Genomic DNA, 19,265 nt, shown 5'->3' with positions numbered 1-19,265 from the left:
GAGACGGCCGCGACATGCGGCGAGAGGGTCGATCAATGCAGCGGCGGGGTCCCGCGGTCGCGGACGCGGACTTGTGGACTCAGAGGTCCTGTTCGTAGCGCACGTAGGGCACCGTGCCTTCGTCGCTGTCGGTGTTGCTGGGTGCGAACGGGTTCTTGCCGCGGGTGACGACGTTCTCGGCGCCGACGGTCAGCTGCCCGCTCCATGGCGTGCGCCAGGTCAGGCCGACGCCGAGGCCTTCCCAGCGGCCCGGGTCGTTCGGGGTGTCGACCACGCGCCCGACGATATTGGCGGAGAAATCGCCAATGCCTGCGCCGACGGTCAGGCTCTTGCTGCTCCAGCGATCGGCCAGTGCGGGCACGTCGCCGGCGGGAATCAGGCGCGCGCGCGCCCAGGTGCCGCCGATCGATACCGTGGCTTCGCGGCCGATGTTTTTCTGGCCGTAGACGGTCAGGGTGTTCTGGTCGAGCTGGCTGGTGCCGCCATTCGGGCTGAGCCACGCCGGCAGCGTGTCGCGCCCCTTGCCGATGGCCAGCCCGAGCTTGTTGCCTGCGCGGCTGAGGCTGGCGCCGACGCTGGCCTGGCGGCTGCCGTCGCGGGCATCCTGGTCGAGCGCGGCGAGCATGCAGTGGTTGGCGAGGTTGCCGATGGCGCTGGCCAGGCCGGTCTTGCGGTCGCAGACCAGGCCAAGGGTATCGCCGGCATCGAGGCCGAAGGCCGCATCCAGGGTGGTGCGGCCGACCCGCCAGCGGGCGCCGGTCGACGCCGAACCGGTGGGTTCAAGGAACAGCAGTGCTTCCAGCTTGCCGCTGGTGTTGTTCCATACCGGCAGCACGGTGGCGTCGTTGCGCGTGGACTTGGCCGGCGACTGGGCGTGCGCGCCCGCTGCCACGCCGATGGCGAGCAGAAGGGCAAGCGGCAGTCGAAGCAGGCGTGTGTCCATCGTGTGATACGACCGGAGCCAAACGGCGGAGTTCCCCCAACTAATGACCCGATACTAGGACGCTTATGATTCTTTAACAATCATGAGGATGTGAAGACTGTCCCAGAAACCGACCCTATTGGACCCGGTCCGGTGCCTCCAGCCCGGATGTCGCGAGGGCGAGCAGCCCCGTGACCTGTTCCGGACTGAAACGATAGTGCTCCCCACAGAACTCGCAACGGATGTCGGCCTCGCCATCGGCCACCGCGGCCAAAGCCTCTTCCTCACCGAGTGAAACGAGCATGGACTCGACCCGCTCGCGGGAGCACGAGCAACCGAACCGCAGCGGCTTCTCCCCGACCACCTGTACACCGTCCTCGTGGAACAGTCGTGTCAGCAGGATGGTGGCGTCCTCCCGCAGCAGTTCCCCGGTGCCGAGCGTGTCGAACAATGCACCGGCGCGCAGCCAGCCGTCTTCGTCGCCTTCGTCGCCGGGCAACTTCTGCAGCATCAGGCCCGCTGCGCGGTCACCGTCGGTGGCCAGCAGCAATCGGGTGGGCAGTTGTTCGGATTGCCGGAAATAGTCTTCGAACGCGCCCGACAGCGAGTCCGACTCCAGTGCCACCAGGCCCTGGTAGCGCATCGGTTCGCGCGTGCCGTGGGCCGGGTTTTCTATGGTGATGGCGAGCACCGCGTCGTCCCCCAGTTCGCGCAGGTCGCGCGACACGGTACCGGCGGCCGTCCCGTCCAGTTGCACGATGCCGCGCAGGGTGCCGGCGGCGGTGCATTCGGTGAACAACGTGCGCAAGGGGCCGGTACCGCGAAGCTGGATCGACAGGCGACCGTCGACCTTGGCGTGGCCGGTGAACAGTGCGGTCGCCGCAGCAGCTTCGCCGAGCAGTTCGATGGCGGCCGGGGCCTGGCTGGACGCATCGCTCATACGCTCCCGGATCTGCTGCCAGCTGTCCTGCAGGTGCACGAGCACGCCACGCACGCCGGCGCCATGGATGAGGAAGCGGGTCAACCGGTCGCGGTCGGAGGACGACGGCGCGGTGCCGGGTTGCGTGTCGGAGTGGCTCATATCAGGCTGCGTCATGGTGGCTCATGCGCGGGTGCGCGCTTGGCGGATAATGCTGCGGAAGGTGATTGCCGCGAAGATGGGGGCATGGCACAGCCGGTGCAAGACACGCGCAGAAACCCGAAGCCCCGTCGTTCCCGTCGTCGCTGGTTGCGGCGGCTGCTGCTCCTGCCGTTCGCGCTGGCGTTGTTCAGCGTGCTCCAGGTGGTGGCGCTGCGATTCATCGACCCGCCGTTCACCGCGTTCATGGCGGCGCGCCAGTTGCAGGCGTGGAGCGGCCGCGACTGGGGCTTCCGGGTTGCCTATGACTGGGGTGACCGCGACGAGGTGTCCTCGCATCTCGCGGTGGCGGTGATCGCCTCGGAGGACCAGCGCTTCGCCGACCACCACGGCTTCGACCTCAAGGCGATCGAGAAGGCCCGCGCCGTCCACGAGCGCGGCGGCAGGTTGCGCGGGGCGAGCACGATCAGCCAGCAGACCGCCAAGAACCTGTTCCTGTGGAGTGGCCGGAGCTGGGTGCGCAAAGGCGTCGAGGCCTGGTACACGCTGCTGGTCGAGGCGCTGTGGCCGAAGTCGCGGATCATCGAGGTCTACGTCAACGTCGCCGAGTTCGGAGATGGCGTCTACGGTGCCCAGGCCGCGGCACGAACCTATTTCGGAAAGGACGCATCACGGCTGTCGACGGCCGAGGCGGCGCGCCTGGCGGCGGTGCTGCCGAGCCCGAAGCGTTACAGCGCCGCCAGCCCCGGTCCCTACGTGCAACGGCGCACCCGCGAGATCCAGCGGCAGATGCGCCAGATCGGTGGCGCGGGATACCTGGATCAACTGGATTGAACGTGTTCGATTGAACCAGGCGGTCGGCTACCATGCCGGCATGAGCGCCACCGCCCCGCAGGACCGCCTGACCGTCGTCATCGCCGCCTTCAACGAGGCCGGCAGCCTGCCGCTGTTGCAGCCGCGCATCACCGCGGCGCTGGACGCGGTCGCGGAGCGCTACGGCATCGACGGGCGGATGCTGTACGTCGACGACGGCAGCACCGACGCCACCTGGGAGGTCATGCAACAGCTGGCCGCCGCCGATCCGCGGCTCGCACTGCTGAGGCTGTCGCGCAATTTCGGCAAGGAACTGGCATTGACCGCCGGGCTGGACCACGTCGGGCAGGGCGCGGCGCTGATCCTCGACGCCGACGGACAGGACCCGCCGGAGTTGATCCCGCAGTTCGTCGGGCAATGGCGCCAGGGCTTCGACGATGTCCACGGTACCCGGCTCGAACGCGAAGGCGAAGGCTGGCTGAAGCGCGGCACCGCGCACGCGTTCTACCGGGTCATCGGGCGACTGTCGAAGACGCCGATCCCGGCGGACACCGGAGACTTCCGGCTGCTGTCGCCGCGGGCACTGGACGCGCTGCGGCAGTTGCGCGAGCGCCACCGGTTCATGAAAGGCCTGTTCGGCTGGGTCGGCTTCAACCGCACCGCCATCCCGTACCACCGCGAGCCGCGGATGGCCGGCGACAGCAAGTTCAATTTCTGGCGGTTGTGGAACCTGGCACTGGAAGGCATCACCAGTTTCTCGACCGCGCCGCTGCGGCTGGCGACCTACCTCGGGCTGCTCACCGCACTGGTCGCTTTCGCCTACGGCTTGTGGGTGGTCGGCAAGGCGCTGCTGTGGGGCGACCCGGTGCAGGGCTGGCCGACGATGATGGCGGTGATCCTGTTCCTCGGCGGGGTCCAGCTGATCGCGTTGGGGCTGATCGGCGAATACCTGGGCCGGTTGTACGAGGAGTCGAAGCAGCGGCCGCTGTACCTCGTTGACACATGGCGGCCGGACGCGGGGGTATGCTCGGGCCAGGTCAACGTGGTCGAGGGAGGCAGCCATGCGCAGCGTTCGGCACCTGTTGGAAGCGAAAGCGCCTGAGGTTTTTGCGATCGGCCCGGATGCGCCGGTGATCGAAGCGATCAGGCTGATGGCCGAGAAACACATCGGCGCGTTGCTGGTGATCGAGGGCGGCCGACTGGCCGGGATCGTGTCCGAGCGCGACTACGCGCGAAAGATCGTGCTGCAGGGACGTTCGTCGGCGAGCACGCCGGTGCGCGAGATCATGACCACCGAGGTGATCAGCGTCGGGCTCGACGATACCGCCGACCACTGCATGCAGCTCGTCACCAACAAGCGGATCCGGCACCTGCCGGTGGTGGCCAGTGGCGAGGTGCTGGGGGTGGTGTCGATCGGCGACCTGGTCAAGGCGGTGATCGAGGACCAGCAGGTCGAGCTGGACCAGTTGCAGCGCTACATCGCCAGCTGATCCACGGCGGCCCAGGCCGCTATTCGGCGTACTGGCCACCGCACCCGGCGTCGTCACCCGGGCCCAGTTCAAGCGTCGCCAGCAAGGCAGCAGGCGGCGCGATGCTGCCCAGGGTCAGGGCGATCGCCGCGCGCAGGCCGATGCGGCCGAGGTCGGGCTTGAAGGTCGGTTGCTTGAAGGTGCCGCCGACCAGCAACGGCGAGCGGAACACCAGCAGGCTGCGGTCCTTCGGTCGCGGCTTGATGGTCAGGTCGAGCCGTTCGTCCTTCAGGCTGATGGTGCCCTTCCCGACCAGGATCGTGTCGGTGGTGTCGAACGCCAGCGAGCGCGCCGTCATCACGCCGTCGTCGACCTTGAAATCGCCAAATGCGCAGCGGATCGGGATCAGCCGGTCCTCGGTCAGCTTGAACTTGATGATCTCGGCGACATCGATGCCGGCCATTTCCATCAGCAGGTTGCTGATCTTGCCGTGGCCGACCCCGAGCATGACATCGCCGTCGCTGCTGCCGAGCATCGCCGCGATCGAGTTGCCGGTGCCGTCGAGCTGGACGTGGCCGCCGACCTTGCCGATCGCGTTCCGGGCCAGTTCCACCTTCGGCAGCAATTGCGACAGATCGAGGTTGCGCGCGGTGATGTCGGCGCGGGTGCCGATCGGCGACTTGCGCGCATCCATGCGGATGGTCGAGCGGATGTCGCCGCCGGCAACGCCGAAGTTGAGCGGGTCGAGCCGGAGCAGGCCGTTCTCCAGCAGCAGGTGCGCATCCATGTCGTCCAGCGGCAGTGACGGCGCATTGATCCGCTGCGCCTTCAGGCGCACGTCGGCGTCCATCGCGCGCAGCTTGTCGAGCTCGTAGGGGGTGTCGGGCAGCACGCGTGCACTGGCATCGGCTTGCGCGGCCTGGGCGGTGAGTTCGGGATTGCTGGTCTCGTCGCCGCCCGCCTGCGGGGCGCCGCCGACGAAGCCGGCGAGGTCGTCGAAATCGAGCCGCTTGGAATGCAGGTCGGCACGCAGGTAGGGGCGATCGCCGCCGGCATCGACGTTGGCGTCGCCGGACAGGTCGCTGTCGCCGACGGTGCCGTTGAAGTCGTTGTAGAACCAGACTTCGCCGTCGCGGGTGAAGTGGCCATCGAGGGTGTAGGGCGGGGTCGGCGGAAGCGCGATGCCGATCAGCGGGTAGAGGTCTTCGAGGTTGGCGCCGCTGAGCTGCAGTTGCAGGTCGAAGTCGCGCAGGCGCAGCGGATCGAGCAGGGTGCCGCGTGCATGCGCTTTCGTGTCGCCGGCCTGGGCGTGGGCATCGATCGTGTAGGGGCTGTCGGTGTCGCGCAGCGCCAGCGGTGATTCCGCGGTGCCCTGCAGCGAGAACGCGTTGCCCTCCCAGCGGCCGCCGCCCTCGACGGTGATCGGCGGGGCGGCGGCCTGGCCTTCGGCATTCGCCGCGGTCGCGACGTCGACCTTGATGTCGGTGTCGTTGGCGGCGTCGAGGAAGGCCAGCTTGCCGTCGTCGATCCAGACGCGGCGGAACTGGATGTCGCTGTCTCCTGTGTCGTCGCCGAACTGCCAGTTGCCACCGCCCTCCGGACCAGTTTCGAGGTTCAGGCGTGGCGCGGCGAGGCGCAGGGTCGGGATCAGGATTTCGCCCTTGAACAAGGGCTTCAGCGCGATGGCGAGTTCGAGCTGTCGCGCCTCGGCCATGGTGGGCTGCTCCGACCAGTCGGCATTGCCGAAGCGGAGGTCGTTGGCGCGGATGGTCGGAACCCAGCCGAGGTCGACATCGAGGTCGCCACCGATCTCGAAGTCGCGGCCGGTGCGCGACTCGACCTGCCGCTCGACAGGCCCCTTGAACCAGTTCCAGTCCCATAGCAGGACCAGCACGACGATGCCGATCGCGATGACTGCCAACGCGCTCAACCAGGGATGGTCGGCGACCGGCTGCCACCAGCGGCCGCCTGCCGATGCGGCGGGGCCATTCGCAGCCTTGCCACCGTCGGCATGTCTTTCCGGTTTCGGGGGGCGGTCAGCAGCCATGGGGGGAGTCGGCCGGACTGGAGTCAGGGTGTTGCGGCCACAGTCGGGAGGCGGCGGTAAAGCCCGGGTGAAACGTGTTGGGCGGCATTCAGATGCGCGCTCGCCTCACGGCGATGGCGGCGTCGGCCAGCAGCGCAGCGAGGCGCCGGTGAGTTCGAGCTGGATCGAGTCGCCTTCACGCTGCAGCGCCACGTGCCGGCCGACGTAGACATCGACGCCGGTGGTGGAGGCGGACTCCGCGCGGGGCAGGATGATCGCCGGCTCGTCGTCCATCTGCAGGATGGCGTTGTGGTCGCCGTAACCTATCCGGACACCCCGGCCATCGTCGCAGTCGTAATGGATCGCGTCCGCGCCCGGCGTGGCGGTGGCGCTGCTCGTCGATGAAGTCGACGGGGCATAGGGCGCCGCCGTCGGACTGCCACTGGTGGACACCGTGCACGCACTGGCGACACAGGCGATCAGCAGCGGCAGTGTGAGAACGCGCATGGGTCCCTCGACGATTGGGCCGGGTTCACCCTAGCCCAGGCCGTGGGGCGGCGCGTGAGTACAACGTGACCGCGGGTGTCTAGTCGACCGCGACCGCATGCGCGTGCTCGCGGGTGGCGAGGAATTCGACATCCGGCGCGCGCTCCTGCGCCAGTTGCAGGTTGACCCGGGTCGGCGCGAGGTAGACCAGCTGGCCGGCGGCGTCGATCGCGAGGTTCATCGCGTTCTTGTCGCGGAACTCCTCCAGCTTCTTCGCATTGCCGCAGCGGATCCAGCGGGTGGTGGCGACCGCGACCGGCTCGAAGATCGCATCGACGCCATACTCGTCCTTGAGCCGGTAGGCAACCACGTCGAACTGCAGCACGCCGACCGCGCCGAGGATCAGGTCGTTGCTCATCAGCGGCCGGAAGAACTGGGTCGCGCCTTCCTCGCTGAGCTGGGCCAGGCCCTTCTGCAACTGCTTGAGCTTGAGCGGATCGCGCAGGCGCGCGCGGCGGAACAGCTCCGGCGCGAAGTTGGGGATGCCGGTGAACGAGAGCTTCTCGCCTTCGGTGAAGGTGTCGCCGATCGAGATCGTGCCGTGGTTGTGGATGCCGATCACGTCGCCCGAATATGCGCTCTCGGCGATCTCGCGGTCGCTGGCCATGAAGGTCAAGGCGTTGGCGAGCTTGAGTTCCTTGCCGCTGCGCACGTGGAAGGCTTTCATGCCGGCGCTGAACTTGCCCGAGCAGATCCGCATGAAGGCGACCCGGTCGCGGTGCTGCGGATCCATGTTGGCCTGGATCTTGAACACGAAGCCGGTCAGCTTGTCTTCGGTCGGCGCCACCTCGCGGGTCGTGGTCTCGCGCGGCTGCGGCGAGGGCGCGTGGCAGACGAAGAAATCCAGCAGCAGTTGCACGCCGAAGTTGTTGACCGCCGAGCCGAAGAACACCGGGGTCTGCTCGCCGGCCAGGTACTTGTCGATATCGAACGGATGGCTGGCGCCCTGCACCAGTTCCAGCTCGTCGCGCAGTTCGGCCAGCGTGGCCGCGCCGATCCGCTCCTCCAGCCCGGGATCGTCGATCGAGGCGAAGATGGTCGAGTCCTGCCGGGTGAAGTTGCGGCCCTGCTCGTACAGGTGGACCTCGCCGCTGACCAGGTGGACCACGCCCTTGAGGCGCTTGCCCATGCCGATCGGCCAGGTGATCGGCGCGCACTGGATGCCGAGCACGCTCTCGACCTCGTCGAGCAGTTCGATCGGGTCGCGGCCCTCGCGGTCGAGTTTGTTGATGAAGGTCATGATCGGCGTGTCGCGCAGCCGGCAGACCTCCATCAGCTTGATCGTGCGCTCCTCCACGCCCTTGGCCACGTCGATCACCATCAGCGCCGAGTCGACCGCGGTCAGCACCCGGTAGGTGTCCTCGCCGAAGTCGGCGTGGCCCGGGGTGTCGAGCAGGTTGACGATGTGGTCGCCGTACGGGAACTGCATCACCGAAGATGTGACCGAGATGCCGCGCTCCTTCTCCAGCGCCATCCAGTCGGAGGTGGCGCTGCGGCTGGTCTTGCGCGACTTCACCGAGCCGGCCATCTGGATCGCGCCGCCGAACAGCAGCAGCTTCTCGGTCAGCGTGGTCTTGCCGGCGTCGGGGTGGGAGATGATCGCGAAGGTGCGGCGGCGCAGGGCTTCGATGGAGGTCTGGTTTGACGCCGGATCGGGCATGGCAACGGCGCGCGATCGCGCCTGGAGGCTGTGGGAAGGCGCCGATTATAGCGGGCCGCGACACCGTGCCTGGCGGATTTGCGGAGGCAGTCACACAAGTCGCGGTTCAGCGGCCGCGCGTCCGGCCGATATCGCCCTCGAGGCGGCGCATCCGCGACGTGAGACGAGGATCAAGGTGCACATTGTCATCGTGGGGGACGGAGTTGGACGCGCCGACGGGCTGCAACGCGAGTTGGGCCAGGCGCTGGCGGACTTCGGCCTGGACTGGGACGTTCGCTGGGTCGGCCAGGCCGACGCGCAATCCGCCATGGCCGGAGAGTCACCGGTCGACGTGCTGGTCTGCGAGCTCGATGCGGGCGCCCGGCGGGCTGCCGCATTGCTTTCGCAACTGCGCAGCGAGCGGCCGGAAGCCGTGCGGATCCTGCTGCTGGAGAACGGTCAGGATGCCGATGCGCTGCAGGCACTGGATTCGGCCCATCGGCTCTTGCGCAAGCCGCTCGATGCCGGCGAGCTGATCGAGGCGGTGGAGAGCGTGATCGAACTGCGCGAGCTGCTCGACAACGCCGAGCTCAACGAGGCGATCGGTCGGATCGGCGCCTTGCCGCCACCGCCCAAGCTCTACATCGACCTGACCCAGTTGATGCGCGACCCCGACACCGACAGCGCCGATGTCAGCGCCCTGCTTTCACAGGACCCGGTGCTGGCGGCGAAAGTGCTGCGGTTGTGCAACTCGGCGTATTTCTCCGCCGGTCGCGTGGTCACCGATATCCGCAGCGCCGTGACCCGGCTGGGGCTGCAGAACATCCAGCGGCTGGTGCTGGCGACCGAGGCGTTTGGCGGCACCGGCGAGGTCGACGGGGTCGACCGCGAGGCGATGCAGGCCCGCGCGTTGGCCACCTCGCGGCTGGCCGGGCAGCTGCTGGGCGGGCCGAGTGCCGAGCTGGCGGCCACCGCCGGCTTGCTGGCCGAGGTCGGCAAGCTGTTGCCGGGCGTGCGCTTCGCACTGGCCGACGGCACCGAGCAGAATCCCGAAGGTCCGCATTTCTCCGAAGCCGGCGCCTACCTGCTTGGCCTGTGGGGTCTGCCGATGCCGATCGTCGAGGCCGTTGCCCACCACCAGCAACCGGGACGGATGCGCATGTCCGGGTTCTGGGTTGCCGGCGCGGTGCACGTGGCCTCGGCGCTGGTCGCCGGCACGCCGGTGGACGAGGCGTACCTGCGTTCGGTCGGCCAGATCGACCGACTGCCGAAATGGCGCTCGATGGGCGAGCAATTGATGGAAGCGGCGTAACCCCGCATCACCGCGGGAACGGCAGTCGTCCTAGCGGGGCGACTGTCCCGCGTCGTCGATGCGCAGCGGCCCGGCCGGACCGATCATCCGGAACGGCAACGACCGCAGGCGCATGCCGCGGTTGACCTGCACCACGAAGTGCAGGTGCGGCCCGGTGGTGAAGCCGGTATTGCCGGACAGCCCGATCTGCTGCCCGGCGCGCACCCGCTGCCCGACCCGGACCAGCACACCGCCCGGCTTGAGGTGGGCGTACAGGCTCATCGCGCCGTCGTCATGCAGTATCCGCACGAAGTTGGCGCGGCCGCCATAGCGGTCGCGATCCAGTCCGGGGCGGTCGAAATCGGATTCGACCTGCATCACCACCCCGTCGCGCGCGGCCAGCACCGACGTTCCGATCGGCACGGCGAAGTCGACCGCATAGCGGTTCTCCGGGTCGCTGTGGCTGAAACGGCCGCCGTAACCCTGGTCGATCCGCGCGCCGTCGATCGCGAGTGGCAGGCGGTAGTCGACATCGCGCGGCGCCGCGCTCGGGTTGCCGGGCAGGCTGTCCATCCGCAACTCGAAGTCGACCGCGCGGGCCGGGTCGCGCGCGCGCAGCACGGCGACCAGCGCTTCGCCGCCCGCGGCCACCGTGGCGCGGGCCGGCAACGCCGGATCGCCGACGGTGTTGCCGTTGCGGGTGAAATGCAGCATCACCTCGATCGGCCCGGCCAGGCGGTTGTCGGCCCAGGCGTAGTAGGCGTCGCCATGCGGTTCGATCCGCAGCCGCGCGATCGCGGTGGGCTCGACGAACACCGGCACCGTGCTGACCTCGACGCCGGGCTGCTGCGGCTGGCGGTCGCCGTAGTGGGTGATGCCGTCGGCATCGGTCCAGCGGTAGACCTGGCCGGCATCGGCTGGAAAAACGGCGGTGGCCAGGGCGGTCGCCAACGCCAGGCCCCATGCCAGGCAGGGCCGCCCGCGAGCCAGCACCACCACGGTCAGCCGCCGCACTCCGCCGACAGGCCGAGCCGGTGCGCGATGTCGGCCAGGTCGAAGGCGGCCACGGCCGCATCGTCATGCACCGCGAACAAGGCGCCGCGGGGGAACGCGCGGGTACTCGCCGCGTGCAGCGTGACGCCGTCGGTGAAGGCGGTGACGGCGCCCTTGAAACTCCCGGCCGGCGCCAGCGTGTCGCGTTCGAACAGGTGGAACATCGTCAGCGGCGCCAACTGGTCGACCGCGATCCAGTAGCCGCCGGTGGCGCTGCACGACCACAGCGCGACGCCTTCGGCCTCGGCCGCGAACGCATCCTGCGGCAGGCTGCGGCCGGTGTAGCGGCCCTTGAAGCTGTACTCGCGCAGGGTCGAGGCGTTGCGTCCGTCCTCGCGCGGGATGCGCTCGTCGGCGATCAGCAGGCGGTCGGCACCGGGATCGCCGGCGATCGACTCGACCACGCGCAACGCGTTTTCCGCGCCGGTGTCGCCGAACGAGCCGGCGTAATGGCTGCGCGGCCGTCCCTGCTGGTCGAACACGAGGCGGTAACGGCGCACGCGCTGGTCCAGCTCGGCCAGCGGCGGGACCACGTCGAAGCGTTCGCCGTACATGAAGCTGTCGGTGACGTAGATTTCCAGCTCGCCCGGTTCGGTCTCGTTGATCCACAGCCCGTACGGGGCGCGCAACCGGTCCTGGCCGAAGCTGCCGAGCGGCTCGAAGCCCGGCAATGCGAACACCTGCACGCGGTGGTTGTCGCGCTCGACCACGAACAGGTGGTCGCCGTGCACCGCCACCCCGTTGGGCCGGTCGAACCGGCCCACAGCATCGCCCGGCCCGCCCACCGTGCGCAGGCGCTCGCCGGTGTCGGCATCGAACACCACCAGCTGGTCGGTCGACTTGGCGCTGGCGATCAACCAGGTGTCGCCGGTGGGCGAGGTCCAACTGGCGAGCGAATCCAGCTCGTCGGCCGGGTCGGTGGCGGAGACGTAGCGCTCGGGGACGGTGTCGAAGACGGGCGCATCGGGCGGGGTGGCAGGGGCTTCAGCGCGCGGGGGGCGAGTGGCGCATGCGGCCAGGAGCAGGGCCGGCAGGGCCATGTAAAGGGGGCGAAGGGTCATGGCGGCAGTGTAAATGGCAAACGCGGGGCGATCGCTGTCGATATAACCAATCGCTATATCCGGATAAAGCGATTGACACGCCGGAACAGTCGCGGCAGACTGCGGCCATCCATCGAGACCGGCTGAGGGACAGGCCCTTTGAAGCCGGGGCAACCCGACACTGCGCAAGCGGTGCGAAGGTGCCAATTCCTGCGGCCCGGTGAAGATCGGATCCGAAAGATGGTTGCGACATGTGCCCCTTGCCGGCGCGTGCGCATCCGTCAGCTCGATGGCCCCCGTCACTTCCGGATGCCGCCATGAGCTTTCAGACCCACACCGATCGCCACCCCGTCGCCCGCGCCGAGAGCCACGTCCTGTTCGAGGGCGAAAGTGCGGCGTCGTCTGTCTCCATCGATGCCGGCCGTGCGGTGCGCGGGCAAGTGCGAACCACCCTTGGACTCCGTTACGCCGGCCTGCGCGAGGTGTGCCTGCGCTACGAGCGCATCGGCGACCCGTCGCTGCCGGTGGTGTTCGTCGCCGGTGGCATCTCCGCGGACCGGCACGTCGGCGCGAGTGACGCGCATGCGGACGCCGGATGGTGGGATGCGCAGGTCGGCGCCGGCCGCGCGCTGGACCCGCAGCGGTATTGCATCCTCGCGTTCGACTGGGTCGGCAGCGACGGTGAACTCGACGTCGCGCTCGATCCCGCCGACCAGGCCGACGCGATCGCCGCGCTGCTCGACGCCCTGCGCATCGAGCATCTGCACGCCTTCATCGGCTGCTCGTACGGGGCGATGGTCGGCTTGCAGTTCGCCGCCGCCCACGGCGCGCGGCTGGGGCACCTCGTGGCGATCAGCGGCGTCCATCGCGCGCACCCGTATGCCAGCGCCTGGCGCGCGCTGCAGCGTCGCGCGGTCGCGCTGGGTGCGTTGCAGTGCGACGACACCCACGGCCTGGAGCTGGCGCGGCAACTCGCGATCCTGAGCTATCGGACGCCCGAGGAGTTCGATGCCCGCTTCGATGCCGCCGGAGTGGTCGACGGCCGCGTGCGCGTCGGTGCCGAGGACTATCTGGACCACTGCGGCGGCAAGTACGCCAGCCGTACCCCGACCGCCGCGTTCGTGCGGCTGTCGGAGTCGATCGACCTGCAGGCGCTGCAGCCCGAGTCGGTGCGGGTGCCGGTGACGGTGGTCGCGGTGAACGGCGACCGGGTGGTACCGGTTGCCGACTCCCGCGAGCTGGCCGGGCGACTGGGTGGCGAGACCCGCCTGCACGTGCTCGAATCGATCTTCGGGCATGACGCGTTCCTCAAGGAGCGCGACGCCATCGCCGCGATCCTTGCGGACGCCTTGTATACCCGGGTATCCGGCGACGCGGAGGTGGCGGCATGAGCGTCCATCTGCACACGCCCGACCCGGCGGCATCCAGCGGGCGTGACCTGTGTACCCGCGCGGTGCGCGCCGGCATCGACCGCGACAGCGCGTTCGGGGCGGTCACCCCGCCGATCGTGCTGTCGTCGAACTTCAGCTTCGCCGGCTTCAACGACAAGCGCACCTACGACTACACCCGCAGCGGCAACCCGACCCGCGACCTGCTGGCCGAGGCCCTGGCGGAGCTGGAAGGCGGCGCCGGTGGCGTGGTCACCGCCACCGGCATGGCCGCGATCACCCTGATGCTGCACGCGCTGCTCAAGCCCGGCGACAAGCTGGTGGTGCCGCACGACGGCTACGGCGGCAGCTGGCGGCTGTTCAACGCACTGGCGGACAAGGGCGCGTTCGAACTGCTGACGGTCGACCTGACCGACCCGCGCGCGCTGGCCGAGGCGCTGTCGAAGGAGCCGGCACTGGTCTGGATCGAGACCCCCTCCAATCCGCTGCTGCGCATCACCGACCTGCGCTTCGTGATCGATGCCGCGCACGCGGCCGGCGCGCTCGTGGTGGCCGACAACACCTTCCTGTCGCCGGCGCTGCAGCAGCCGATTTCGTTCGGCGCCGACGTGGTCGTGCACTCGACCACCAAGTACATCAACGGCCACAGCGACGTCGTCGGTGGCGCGGTGGTGGCGAAGGAGTCCGAGCTGCACGAGAAGCTGGCATGGTGGGCCAATTGCCTGGGCATCACCGGCTCTCCGTTCGACAGCTTCCTGACCCTGCGCGGCCTGCGCACGCTGGGCGCGCGGCTGCGGGTGCACCAGGAGAACACCGCCGCATTGGCCGGGCTGCTCGACGGCCATCCGGCGGTGCGCGCGGTGCATTACCCCGGGCTGGCCAGCCATCCCGGCCATGCGATCGCGGCACGCCAGCAGAGCGGTTTCGGCGCGATGCTGAGCGTCGAGCTGGACGGTGGCGAGCCGGCGGTGCGCGCGTTCCTCGACGGCCTGCAGTGCTTCACGTTGGCCGAGTCGCTGGGCGGCGTCGAAAGCCTGGTCGCGCACCCGGCGACGATGACCCACGCGGCGATGTCGGCCGACGCGCGGGCCGAAGCCGGCATCGGTGACGGCTTGTTGCGGTTGTCGGTCGGCATCGAGCATGTCGACGACCTGGTCGCCGACATCGCGGCGGCATTGGAACGCGCGCAGGCGACCGGCGTCGGCAGCAAACGCGTGGCGAAATGAAGGCGGTGGCCGTCACTCGCGCACGCACCGGCCGGCCCCACGCGATCCCACCCGTGCCGGCCGCAGCGGCGCCGGCGCGGGTCGCCCTGCTCGGCACGGGCACGGTCGGCACCGCGGTGATCGAACGGCTGGCGCAATGGACGGGCACGCCACTCGGCGCGGGGGTGTCGCTCGTGCACGTCGCCAACTCGCGCCGCGCTGCCAGCGCGACGCTGGGAATGGCGCCACGGGAGATACTGCGGGTGATGCAAAGCCAGCCGCGACCCAGCCGGCTGGACCAGGTTCCCGCGGTCCTGCGCGGCGACGGCGCGCAGATCGTGGTCGACGCGACCGCCAGCGCCGCCGTCGCGGAACGGCATGCCGAGTGGCTCGCCCAGGGCATCCACGTGGTGACCGCGTGCAAGCTCGGGCAGGGCACCGGCCTGGCGCAATGGCGCCGCATCCGCGCGGGCTGCCTCCATGGCAATACGGCCTACGGCGACAGCGCGACGGTGGGTGCCGGACTGCCGCTGCTGCGTTCGATCCGCGACCTGCAGGCCGGTGGCGACCGCATCCTCGCGATCGCCGGCGTGCTGTCGGGCTCGCTGGCCTGGCTGTTCAACCATTACGACGGCCTGCGACCGTTTTCGGGCTTCGTGCGCGAGGCGCGCGATGCCGGCTTCACCGAACCCGACCCGCGCGAGGACCTGTCGGGCGAGGACGTGCGGCGCAAGCTCCTGATCCTTGCGCGCAGTGCCGGAGTGGAGCTCGAAAGCAGCGAGGTCGATGTCGATTCGCTGGTGCCGGCGACGCTCGCCGGCCTTGCCCGCGATGACGTCGATGGTGCATTGCCGCTGCTGGACACGCCGCTGCGCGAGCGATTCGCCGCCGCGCGCAAGGACGGCTGCAAGCTGCGCTTCATCGCGCGGCTGGAGAACATCCGTGGCGGCACGGGTGACGCCCGGGTCGGGCTGGAAGCGCTGCCCGAGGATCACCCGCTCGCGGGCGGCGCCGGCACCGACAACAAGGTCGCGATCTGGTCGGACAGGTACCGCGAGCAACCACTGGTGATCCAGGGCCCGGGCGCCGGCGCCGAAGTCACCGCGGCCGGGCTGCTGGATGACGTGCTGCGGATCGTGACCGGCGCCTGATCGGCACCGGCGCGAGCGGGCGCCCCGGTTTCAGCTGCAAGTCGCCTTGATGTCGAGCGCGCGGGCGATGTCGCGCCAGTCGAACGCACCGATCCCCTGGTCGTCGTTGACCGCATAGAACACGCCGGCCGGGAAGCGCGCGGTCGGGGCCTGCTGCAGCCACACGCCATCGGTGTTGGCGACGGTGTTTCCGGCGAACACGCCGAGGTGCGCCAGACTGATGCGGTCGAATACGTGGAACAGGCTGCGATCGGCGAACTGGTCGGTGGCGATCCAGTAACCACTGCCGTCGTCGCACTGCCACAGCGCGATGCCCTCGGCCTGGGCCTGGAACACGTCGGCGCCGATGTTGCGGCCGCGGAACCGGCCGTCCAGCCCGTATTCGCGCAGCAGGGTGCCGCCGGCCTGGTCCTCTTCCGAGATCAACAGGCGGTCGTGCGCGGGGTCGCCCAGCAGCGACTCGGTGATGCGGATCGCGCCAGCGGCGGTGGTGTCGCCGAACATGCCCGCCAGTTGCACCTGGACGTTGCCGTCGGCCAGTGCGGCGGCGTCGAGATGGTAGCGCTTGATCCGCTCGTCCAGCTCCGCCAGCGGCGGCGGCAGGTCTTCGTCGGCCGGTGACATGTAGTTGTCGCTGACCAGCACTTCGACGACACCGTTGGCGAGGCGGTTGACCCACAGCCCGTAAGGCTGGCGCAACTCGTCCTGGCCGAACGCGCCGAGCGGTTCGAAGCCGGGCAGCCGCAGCACCTGCACCCGGCGGTTGTCGCGCTCGACCACGAGCAGCAGGTCGTCGAGCACGGCGATGCCGTTGGGGCGGTTGAACTCGCCCAGCCCCGGACCTTCGCCACCGACATCGCGGATATGTTCGCCAGTGTCGCCGTCGTACACATTCAGCCGATGGGTGTCCTTGGCGGTCGCGACCAGCAAAGTCCTGCCGGCGTCGTCGGTCCAGCTGGCCGGCGAATCGGTGTTCTCGGCCGGGGTGTTGGCGGTGAGGAAGGCTTCGGCGACCGTGGCGTAGCCGGTAGTGGGCGCGAGGATCTCATCGCCTTCGTCGGGTTCGCGTTCACTGCCCGCAGGGCCGCTGGCGCAAGCGGCGAGAAGCAAGGTCGAGGCGAGGACGGCGGCGAGCGGGGTGAAGCGCAATTGCATCGGAAAACTCCGGTCGGGGCGGCGTCGGATCACGCGCGCTGGCGAAACCTTCTACCGGCGGAATGCGTCATGCCGATGACAGCCAAACCGTCATGCCAGTGCCATGAAGCGGCCGTAGAAATCACCGCTTTAACCGGCACCGGAACCCTCGAATGAAGAAGTCTCCCCTGGCGATTGCACTCTCGCGCGGCATGGCGGTCATGGCGCTGGTCGCCTCGGGCGGCGCGTTGGCGCAGGTCACGCCGGTCGCTGCCGCAGCGCCTGCAGCCGATGCCGCGATGAAGCAGCTCGACGCGGTGGTCGTGCAGGGCGCGATCGTCTACCGCAACCGCACGCCTGGCACCGCGCCGGTGCTGAGCTACGACCTGGAGTACTTCCAGCGCTTCGAACCCTCGACCGTCGGCGACATGCTCAAGCGCGTGCCCAGCGCGGTGTTCGTGTCCGACGTGCTGGAGTACGACGGCGTGCAGCTGCGCGGGCTCGATCCCGGCTACACCCAGATCCTGATCAACGGCAGGAAGGTGCCCGGTGCCGGCGACGACCGCTCGTTCTGGGTCGACCGCATCCCGGCCGAGATGGTCGAGCGCGTGGAAATCCTGCGCAGCAACAGCGCCAACCGCTCCGGCGATGCCGTGGCCGGCGCGATCAACATCGTGCTGCGCGACGCCTACGAGTTCGACGGCAGCTACGTCCGCGTCGGCGCGATGCGCTACGACGATGGCGAGGTGCAGCCGACCTTCGGCGCGGTGACCTCCGGCGAGGCGCTCGGTGGCCGCCTGCTGGCCGGGATCAACGTGCAGGACCGCTACAACCCCAAGGTCAAACGCAGCGACCGCTACGACAATCCCGAGGACATGGAACTGGTGTCGTGGGAAGACCAGACCGACACCCGCGACGGCCAGGACTATTCGGGCAACGTCTCCTACACCGCCAACGTCGGCGACACCGGCCGCCTGTCGATCGACGGCTTCTACGTCAAGACCGACCGCGAGCAGGTCGAGATCTCCTTTGAGGAGGAATACGACGACGGCGAAGTCATCACCAAGGACGTTCCGGGCCTGACCGAAATCGACCAGACCAACTGGGGCGTGGGCGCCGGCTACCGGTTCGACATGGCCGGAGGTACCACCGAAATCGACCTCGACCACGCCCGCTTCGAGGACAGGAGCACCGAGAGCGAGGAGGAAGAGGAGTTCGTCGACGGCGAGTGGGAAGCCCACGAGGGCGAGGCGCTCGACATCGACGCCACCGACGCCGAGAGCAGCTTCGGGATCGCGCACAAGCGCCCGCTCGCTGCCGCGGAAATGGAGTTCGGCGTCGACTACCGCAGCAAGAAACGCGACACCACCCACAGCTACTTCGCGTTCGAGGCCGAGGCGCAGGGCGATCCGGTGGTCTACGCGCCGGACACGGTCATCGACAGCGTGATCGAGGAAACCCGCATCGATCCCTACCTGATGTTCTCCGGCGACGCCGGCACGCTGGCCTGGGAAGCGGGCTTGCGTTACGAGACCACCGACTCGGACATCGAGTCCGGCCAGGACGGCGAATCGATCCGCGTCTCCAGCGATTACAGCGAGCTGCTGCCGTCGCTGCACCTGAAGTGGGACATCGGCGAGGCCAGCCGCGTCAGCTTCTCCGCCGCGCGCAGCCTGCGCCGCCCGAACTTCAACCACGTGCTGCCGGCGCTGCTGAGCGAGGAGTACGGCGACAACGACTTCCTCGGCAATCCCGCACTGGAGCCGGAAACCGCGAACGGCTTCGACCTCGGTTTCGAGCGCCGCCTCGGCAAGCGCGGCGTGGTCGGGGTCAACCTGTTCTACCGTGACGTCAGCAACCTGATCGAACTGGTCAACACCGGCGAGCCCAACGAAACCGCGTTCGATGACTGGGCCGACGACATCGCGGACTACATGGAAGACAACGGCGTCGGCGAGGACGAGGCCATCGCCGCCGTGCCGTTCGAGCCGGACAGCTTCATCTACACCATGGACAACGTCGGCGACGGCGAGGTCTGGGGCGTCGAGTTCGACCTGTCCACGCCGCTGACCGCGTTCAACCTGCCCGACACCGGCGTGTTCCTGAACTACTCGTGGCTCGACAGCGAGGTCGAGGACTTCCTCGGCACCCGCCGCTTCAACAACCAGGCCGGAAGCGTCTACAACGTCGGCTTCATCCAGGACCTGCCGGCGCTGGCGGCGTCGTTCGGCGCCAGCTACCGCAAGCAGGGCGATGCCTACAGCCGCGTGCTGGCCGAAGAGGTGTTGACCACCTACGACGGCGACCTCGAAGTGTTCGTCGAGAAGCGCTTCGGCGGCAGCGTCTCGGTGCGCCTCAGTGGCACCAACCTGCTCGACGCGGACAAGACCGAGGTGTTCGACAAGTTCGACAACCTGGCCGACCAGCTCGACCGCGACCACGACGAGTACGAGGTCGAGGCCGAACACGCCGGCCCGCGTTACCAGCTGGTCATGCGTTACGCGTTCTAG

General features: G+C 68.9%; 16 protein-coding genes and 1 riboswitch. Of the genes, 8 read left to right on the top strand and 8 right to left on the bottom strand.

The annotated features are described in order from the left end of the window. Window positions 1-79 precede the first annotated feature (79 nt). The gene (locus tag ACT9AS_RS12235) at window positions 80-943 is read right to left on the bottom strand and encodes an XOO1806 family protein (protein ID WP_445100431.1); all 864 of its coding nucleotides are present in this window, start codon (window positions 941-943) and stop codon (window positions 80-82) included. Window positions 944-1,058: 115 nt separating this feature from the next. Then, the gene (gene hslO / locus ACT9AS_RS12230; protein ID WP_445100430.1) at window positions 1,059-2,018 is read right to left on the bottom strand and encodes an Hsp33 family molecular chaperone HslO; all 960 of its coding nucleotides are present in this window, start codon (window positions 2,016-2,018) and stop codon (window positions 1,059-1,061) included. Between the two features lie 69 nt (window positions 2,019-2,087). Here hslO and mtgA point away from each other — a divergent pair, with 69 nt between their 5' ends. From mtgA to ACT9AS_RS12215, 3 genes are read left to right on the top strand one after another with little or no spacing between them, the layout of a single operon-like run. Beyond that, complete coding sequence (mtgA, locus tag ACT9AS_RS12225; protein ID WP_445100429.1) at window positions 2,088-2,834, top strand: monofunctional biosynthetic peptidoglycan transglycosylase; 747 nt, start codon at window positions 2,088-2,090, stop codon at window positions 2,832-2,834. A 40-nt stretch (window positions 2,835-2,874) separates the two neighbouring features. Further along, entirely contained in the window at window positions 2,875-3,915 is a 1,041-nt protein-coding gene (locus ACT9AS_RS12220; RefSeq protein WP_445100428.1) for a glycosyltransferase, read from the top strand. Beyond that, entirely contained in the window at window positions 3,875-4,303 is a 429-nt protein-coding gene (locus ACT9AS_RS12215; RefSeq protein ID WP_445100427.1) for a CBS domain-containing protein, read from the top strand. The genes ACT9AS_RS12220 and ACT9AS_RS12215 overlap by 41 nt, the downstream gene beginning before the upstream one ends. 19 nt (window positions 4,304-4,322) lie before the next feature. Here the strand turns inward: ACT9AS_RS12215 and ACT9AS_RS12210 are convergent, their stop codons facing one another. The 3 genes from ACT9AS_RS12210 to ACT9AS_RS12200 form a co-directional block, all read right to left on the bottom strand. After that, on the bottom strand, window positions 4,323-6,329 hold the full coding sequence (locus ACT9AS_RS12210; RefSeq protein WP_445100426.1) for an AsmA family protein: 2,007 nt from the start codon (window positions 6,327-6,329) through the stop codon (window positions 4,323-4,325). 105 nt (window positions 6,330-6,434) lie between these two features. Further along, entirely contained in the window at window positions 6,435-6,815 is a 381-nt protein-coding gene (locus ACT9AS_RS12205) for a hypothetical protein (protein WP_445100425.1), read from the bottom strand. Between the two features lie 79 nt (window positions 6,816-6,894). Continuing rightward, a complete protein-coding gene (locus tag ACT9AS_RS12200; RefSeq protein ID WP_445100424.1) occupies window positions 6,895-8,514 on the bottom strand; it encodes a peptide chain release factor 3 in 1,620 nt (539 codons plus the stop codon). 175 nt (window positions 8,515-8,689) lie between these two features. On the opposite strand from ACT9AS_RS12200, the gene ACT9AS_RS12195 reads away from it, so the two are divergent. Continuing rightward, entirely contained in the window at window positions 8,690-9,805 is a 1,116-nt protein-coding gene (locus ACT9AS_RS12195; RefSeq protein WP_445100423.1) for an HDOD domain-containing protein, read from the top strand. 30 nt (window positions 9,806-9,835) lie between these two features. Here the strand turns inward: ACT9AS_RS12195 and ACT9AS_RS12190 are convergent, their stop codons facing one another. Together ACT9AS_RS12190 and ACT9AS_RS12185 are read right to left on the bottom strand one after the other, a co-directional pair. After that, window positions 9,836-10,798 (bottom strand): peptidoglycan DD-metalloendopeptidase family protein, encoded by a 963-nt coding sequence (locus ACT9AS_RS12190; protein ID WP_445100422.1) that lies wholly within the window; start codon window positions 10,796-10,798, stop codon window positions 9,836-9,838. Continuing rightward, window positions 10,786-11,898, bottom strand: a complete 1,113-nt coding sequence (locus tag ACT9AS_RS12185) for a phytase (RefSeq protein ID WP_445100421.1) — start codon at window positions 11,896-11,898, stop codon at window positions 10,786-10,788. Before ACT9AS_RS12185 ends, ACT9AS_RS12190 begins: the two co-directional genes overlap by 13 nt. Before the next feature lie 106 nt (window positions 11,899-12,004). Further along, window positions 12,005-12,124: riboswitch (SAM riboswitch) on the top strand. Window positions 12,125-12,194: 70 nt separating this feature from the next. On the opposite strand from ACT9AS_RS12185, the gene metX reads away from it, so the two are divergent. From metX to ACT9AS_RS12170, 3 genes are read left to right on the top strand one after another with little or no spacing between them, the layout of a single operon-like run. Further along, window positions 12,195-13,268 (top strand): homoserine O-succinyltransferase MetX, encoded by a 1,074-nt coding sequence (metX, locus tag ACT9AS_RS12180; RefSeq protein WP_445100420.1) that lies wholly within the window; start codon window positions 12,195-12,197, stop codon window positions 13,266-13,268. Then, complete coding sequence (locus tag ACT9AS_RS12175; protein ID WP_445100419.1) at window positions 13,265-14,491, top strand: O-succinylhomoserine (thiol)-lyase; 1,227 nt, start codon at window positions 13,265-13,267, stop codon at window positions 14,489-14,491. Before metX ends, ACT9AS_RS12175 begins: the two co-directional genes overlap by 4 nt. Next, window positions 14,488-15,621 (top strand): homoserine dehydrogenase, encoded by a 1,134-nt coding sequence (locus ACT9AS_RS12170; RefSeq protein WP_445100418.1) that lies wholly within the window; start codon window positions 14,488-14,490, stop codon window positions 15,619-15,621. The genes ACT9AS_RS12175 and ACT9AS_RS12170 overlap by 4 nt, the downstream gene beginning before the upstream one ends. 30 nt (window positions 15,622-15,651) lie before the next feature. Here the strand turns inward: ACT9AS_RS12170 and ACT9AS_RS12165 are convergent, their stop codons facing one another. Then, window positions 15,652-16,776, bottom strand: coding sequence for a phytase (locus ACT9AS_RS12165; RefSeq protein ID WP_445100417.1), 1,125 nt, complete (start codon window positions 16,774-16,776; stop codon window positions 15,652-15,654). Window positions 16,777-16,928: 152 nt separating this feature from the next. On the opposite strand from ACT9AS_RS12165, the gene ACT9AS_RS12160 reads away from it, so the two are divergent. Then, a complete protein-coding gene (locus ACT9AS_RS12160) occupies window positions 16,929-19,265 on the top strand; it encodes a TonB-dependent receptor domain-containing protein (RefSeq protein WP_445100416.1) in 2,337 nt (778 codons plus the stop codon).

It is taken from the genome of Lysobacter sp. F60174L2 (genome assembly GCF_052547135.1).
This window is presented reverse-complemented; position numbering and strand designations above follow the sequence as displayed.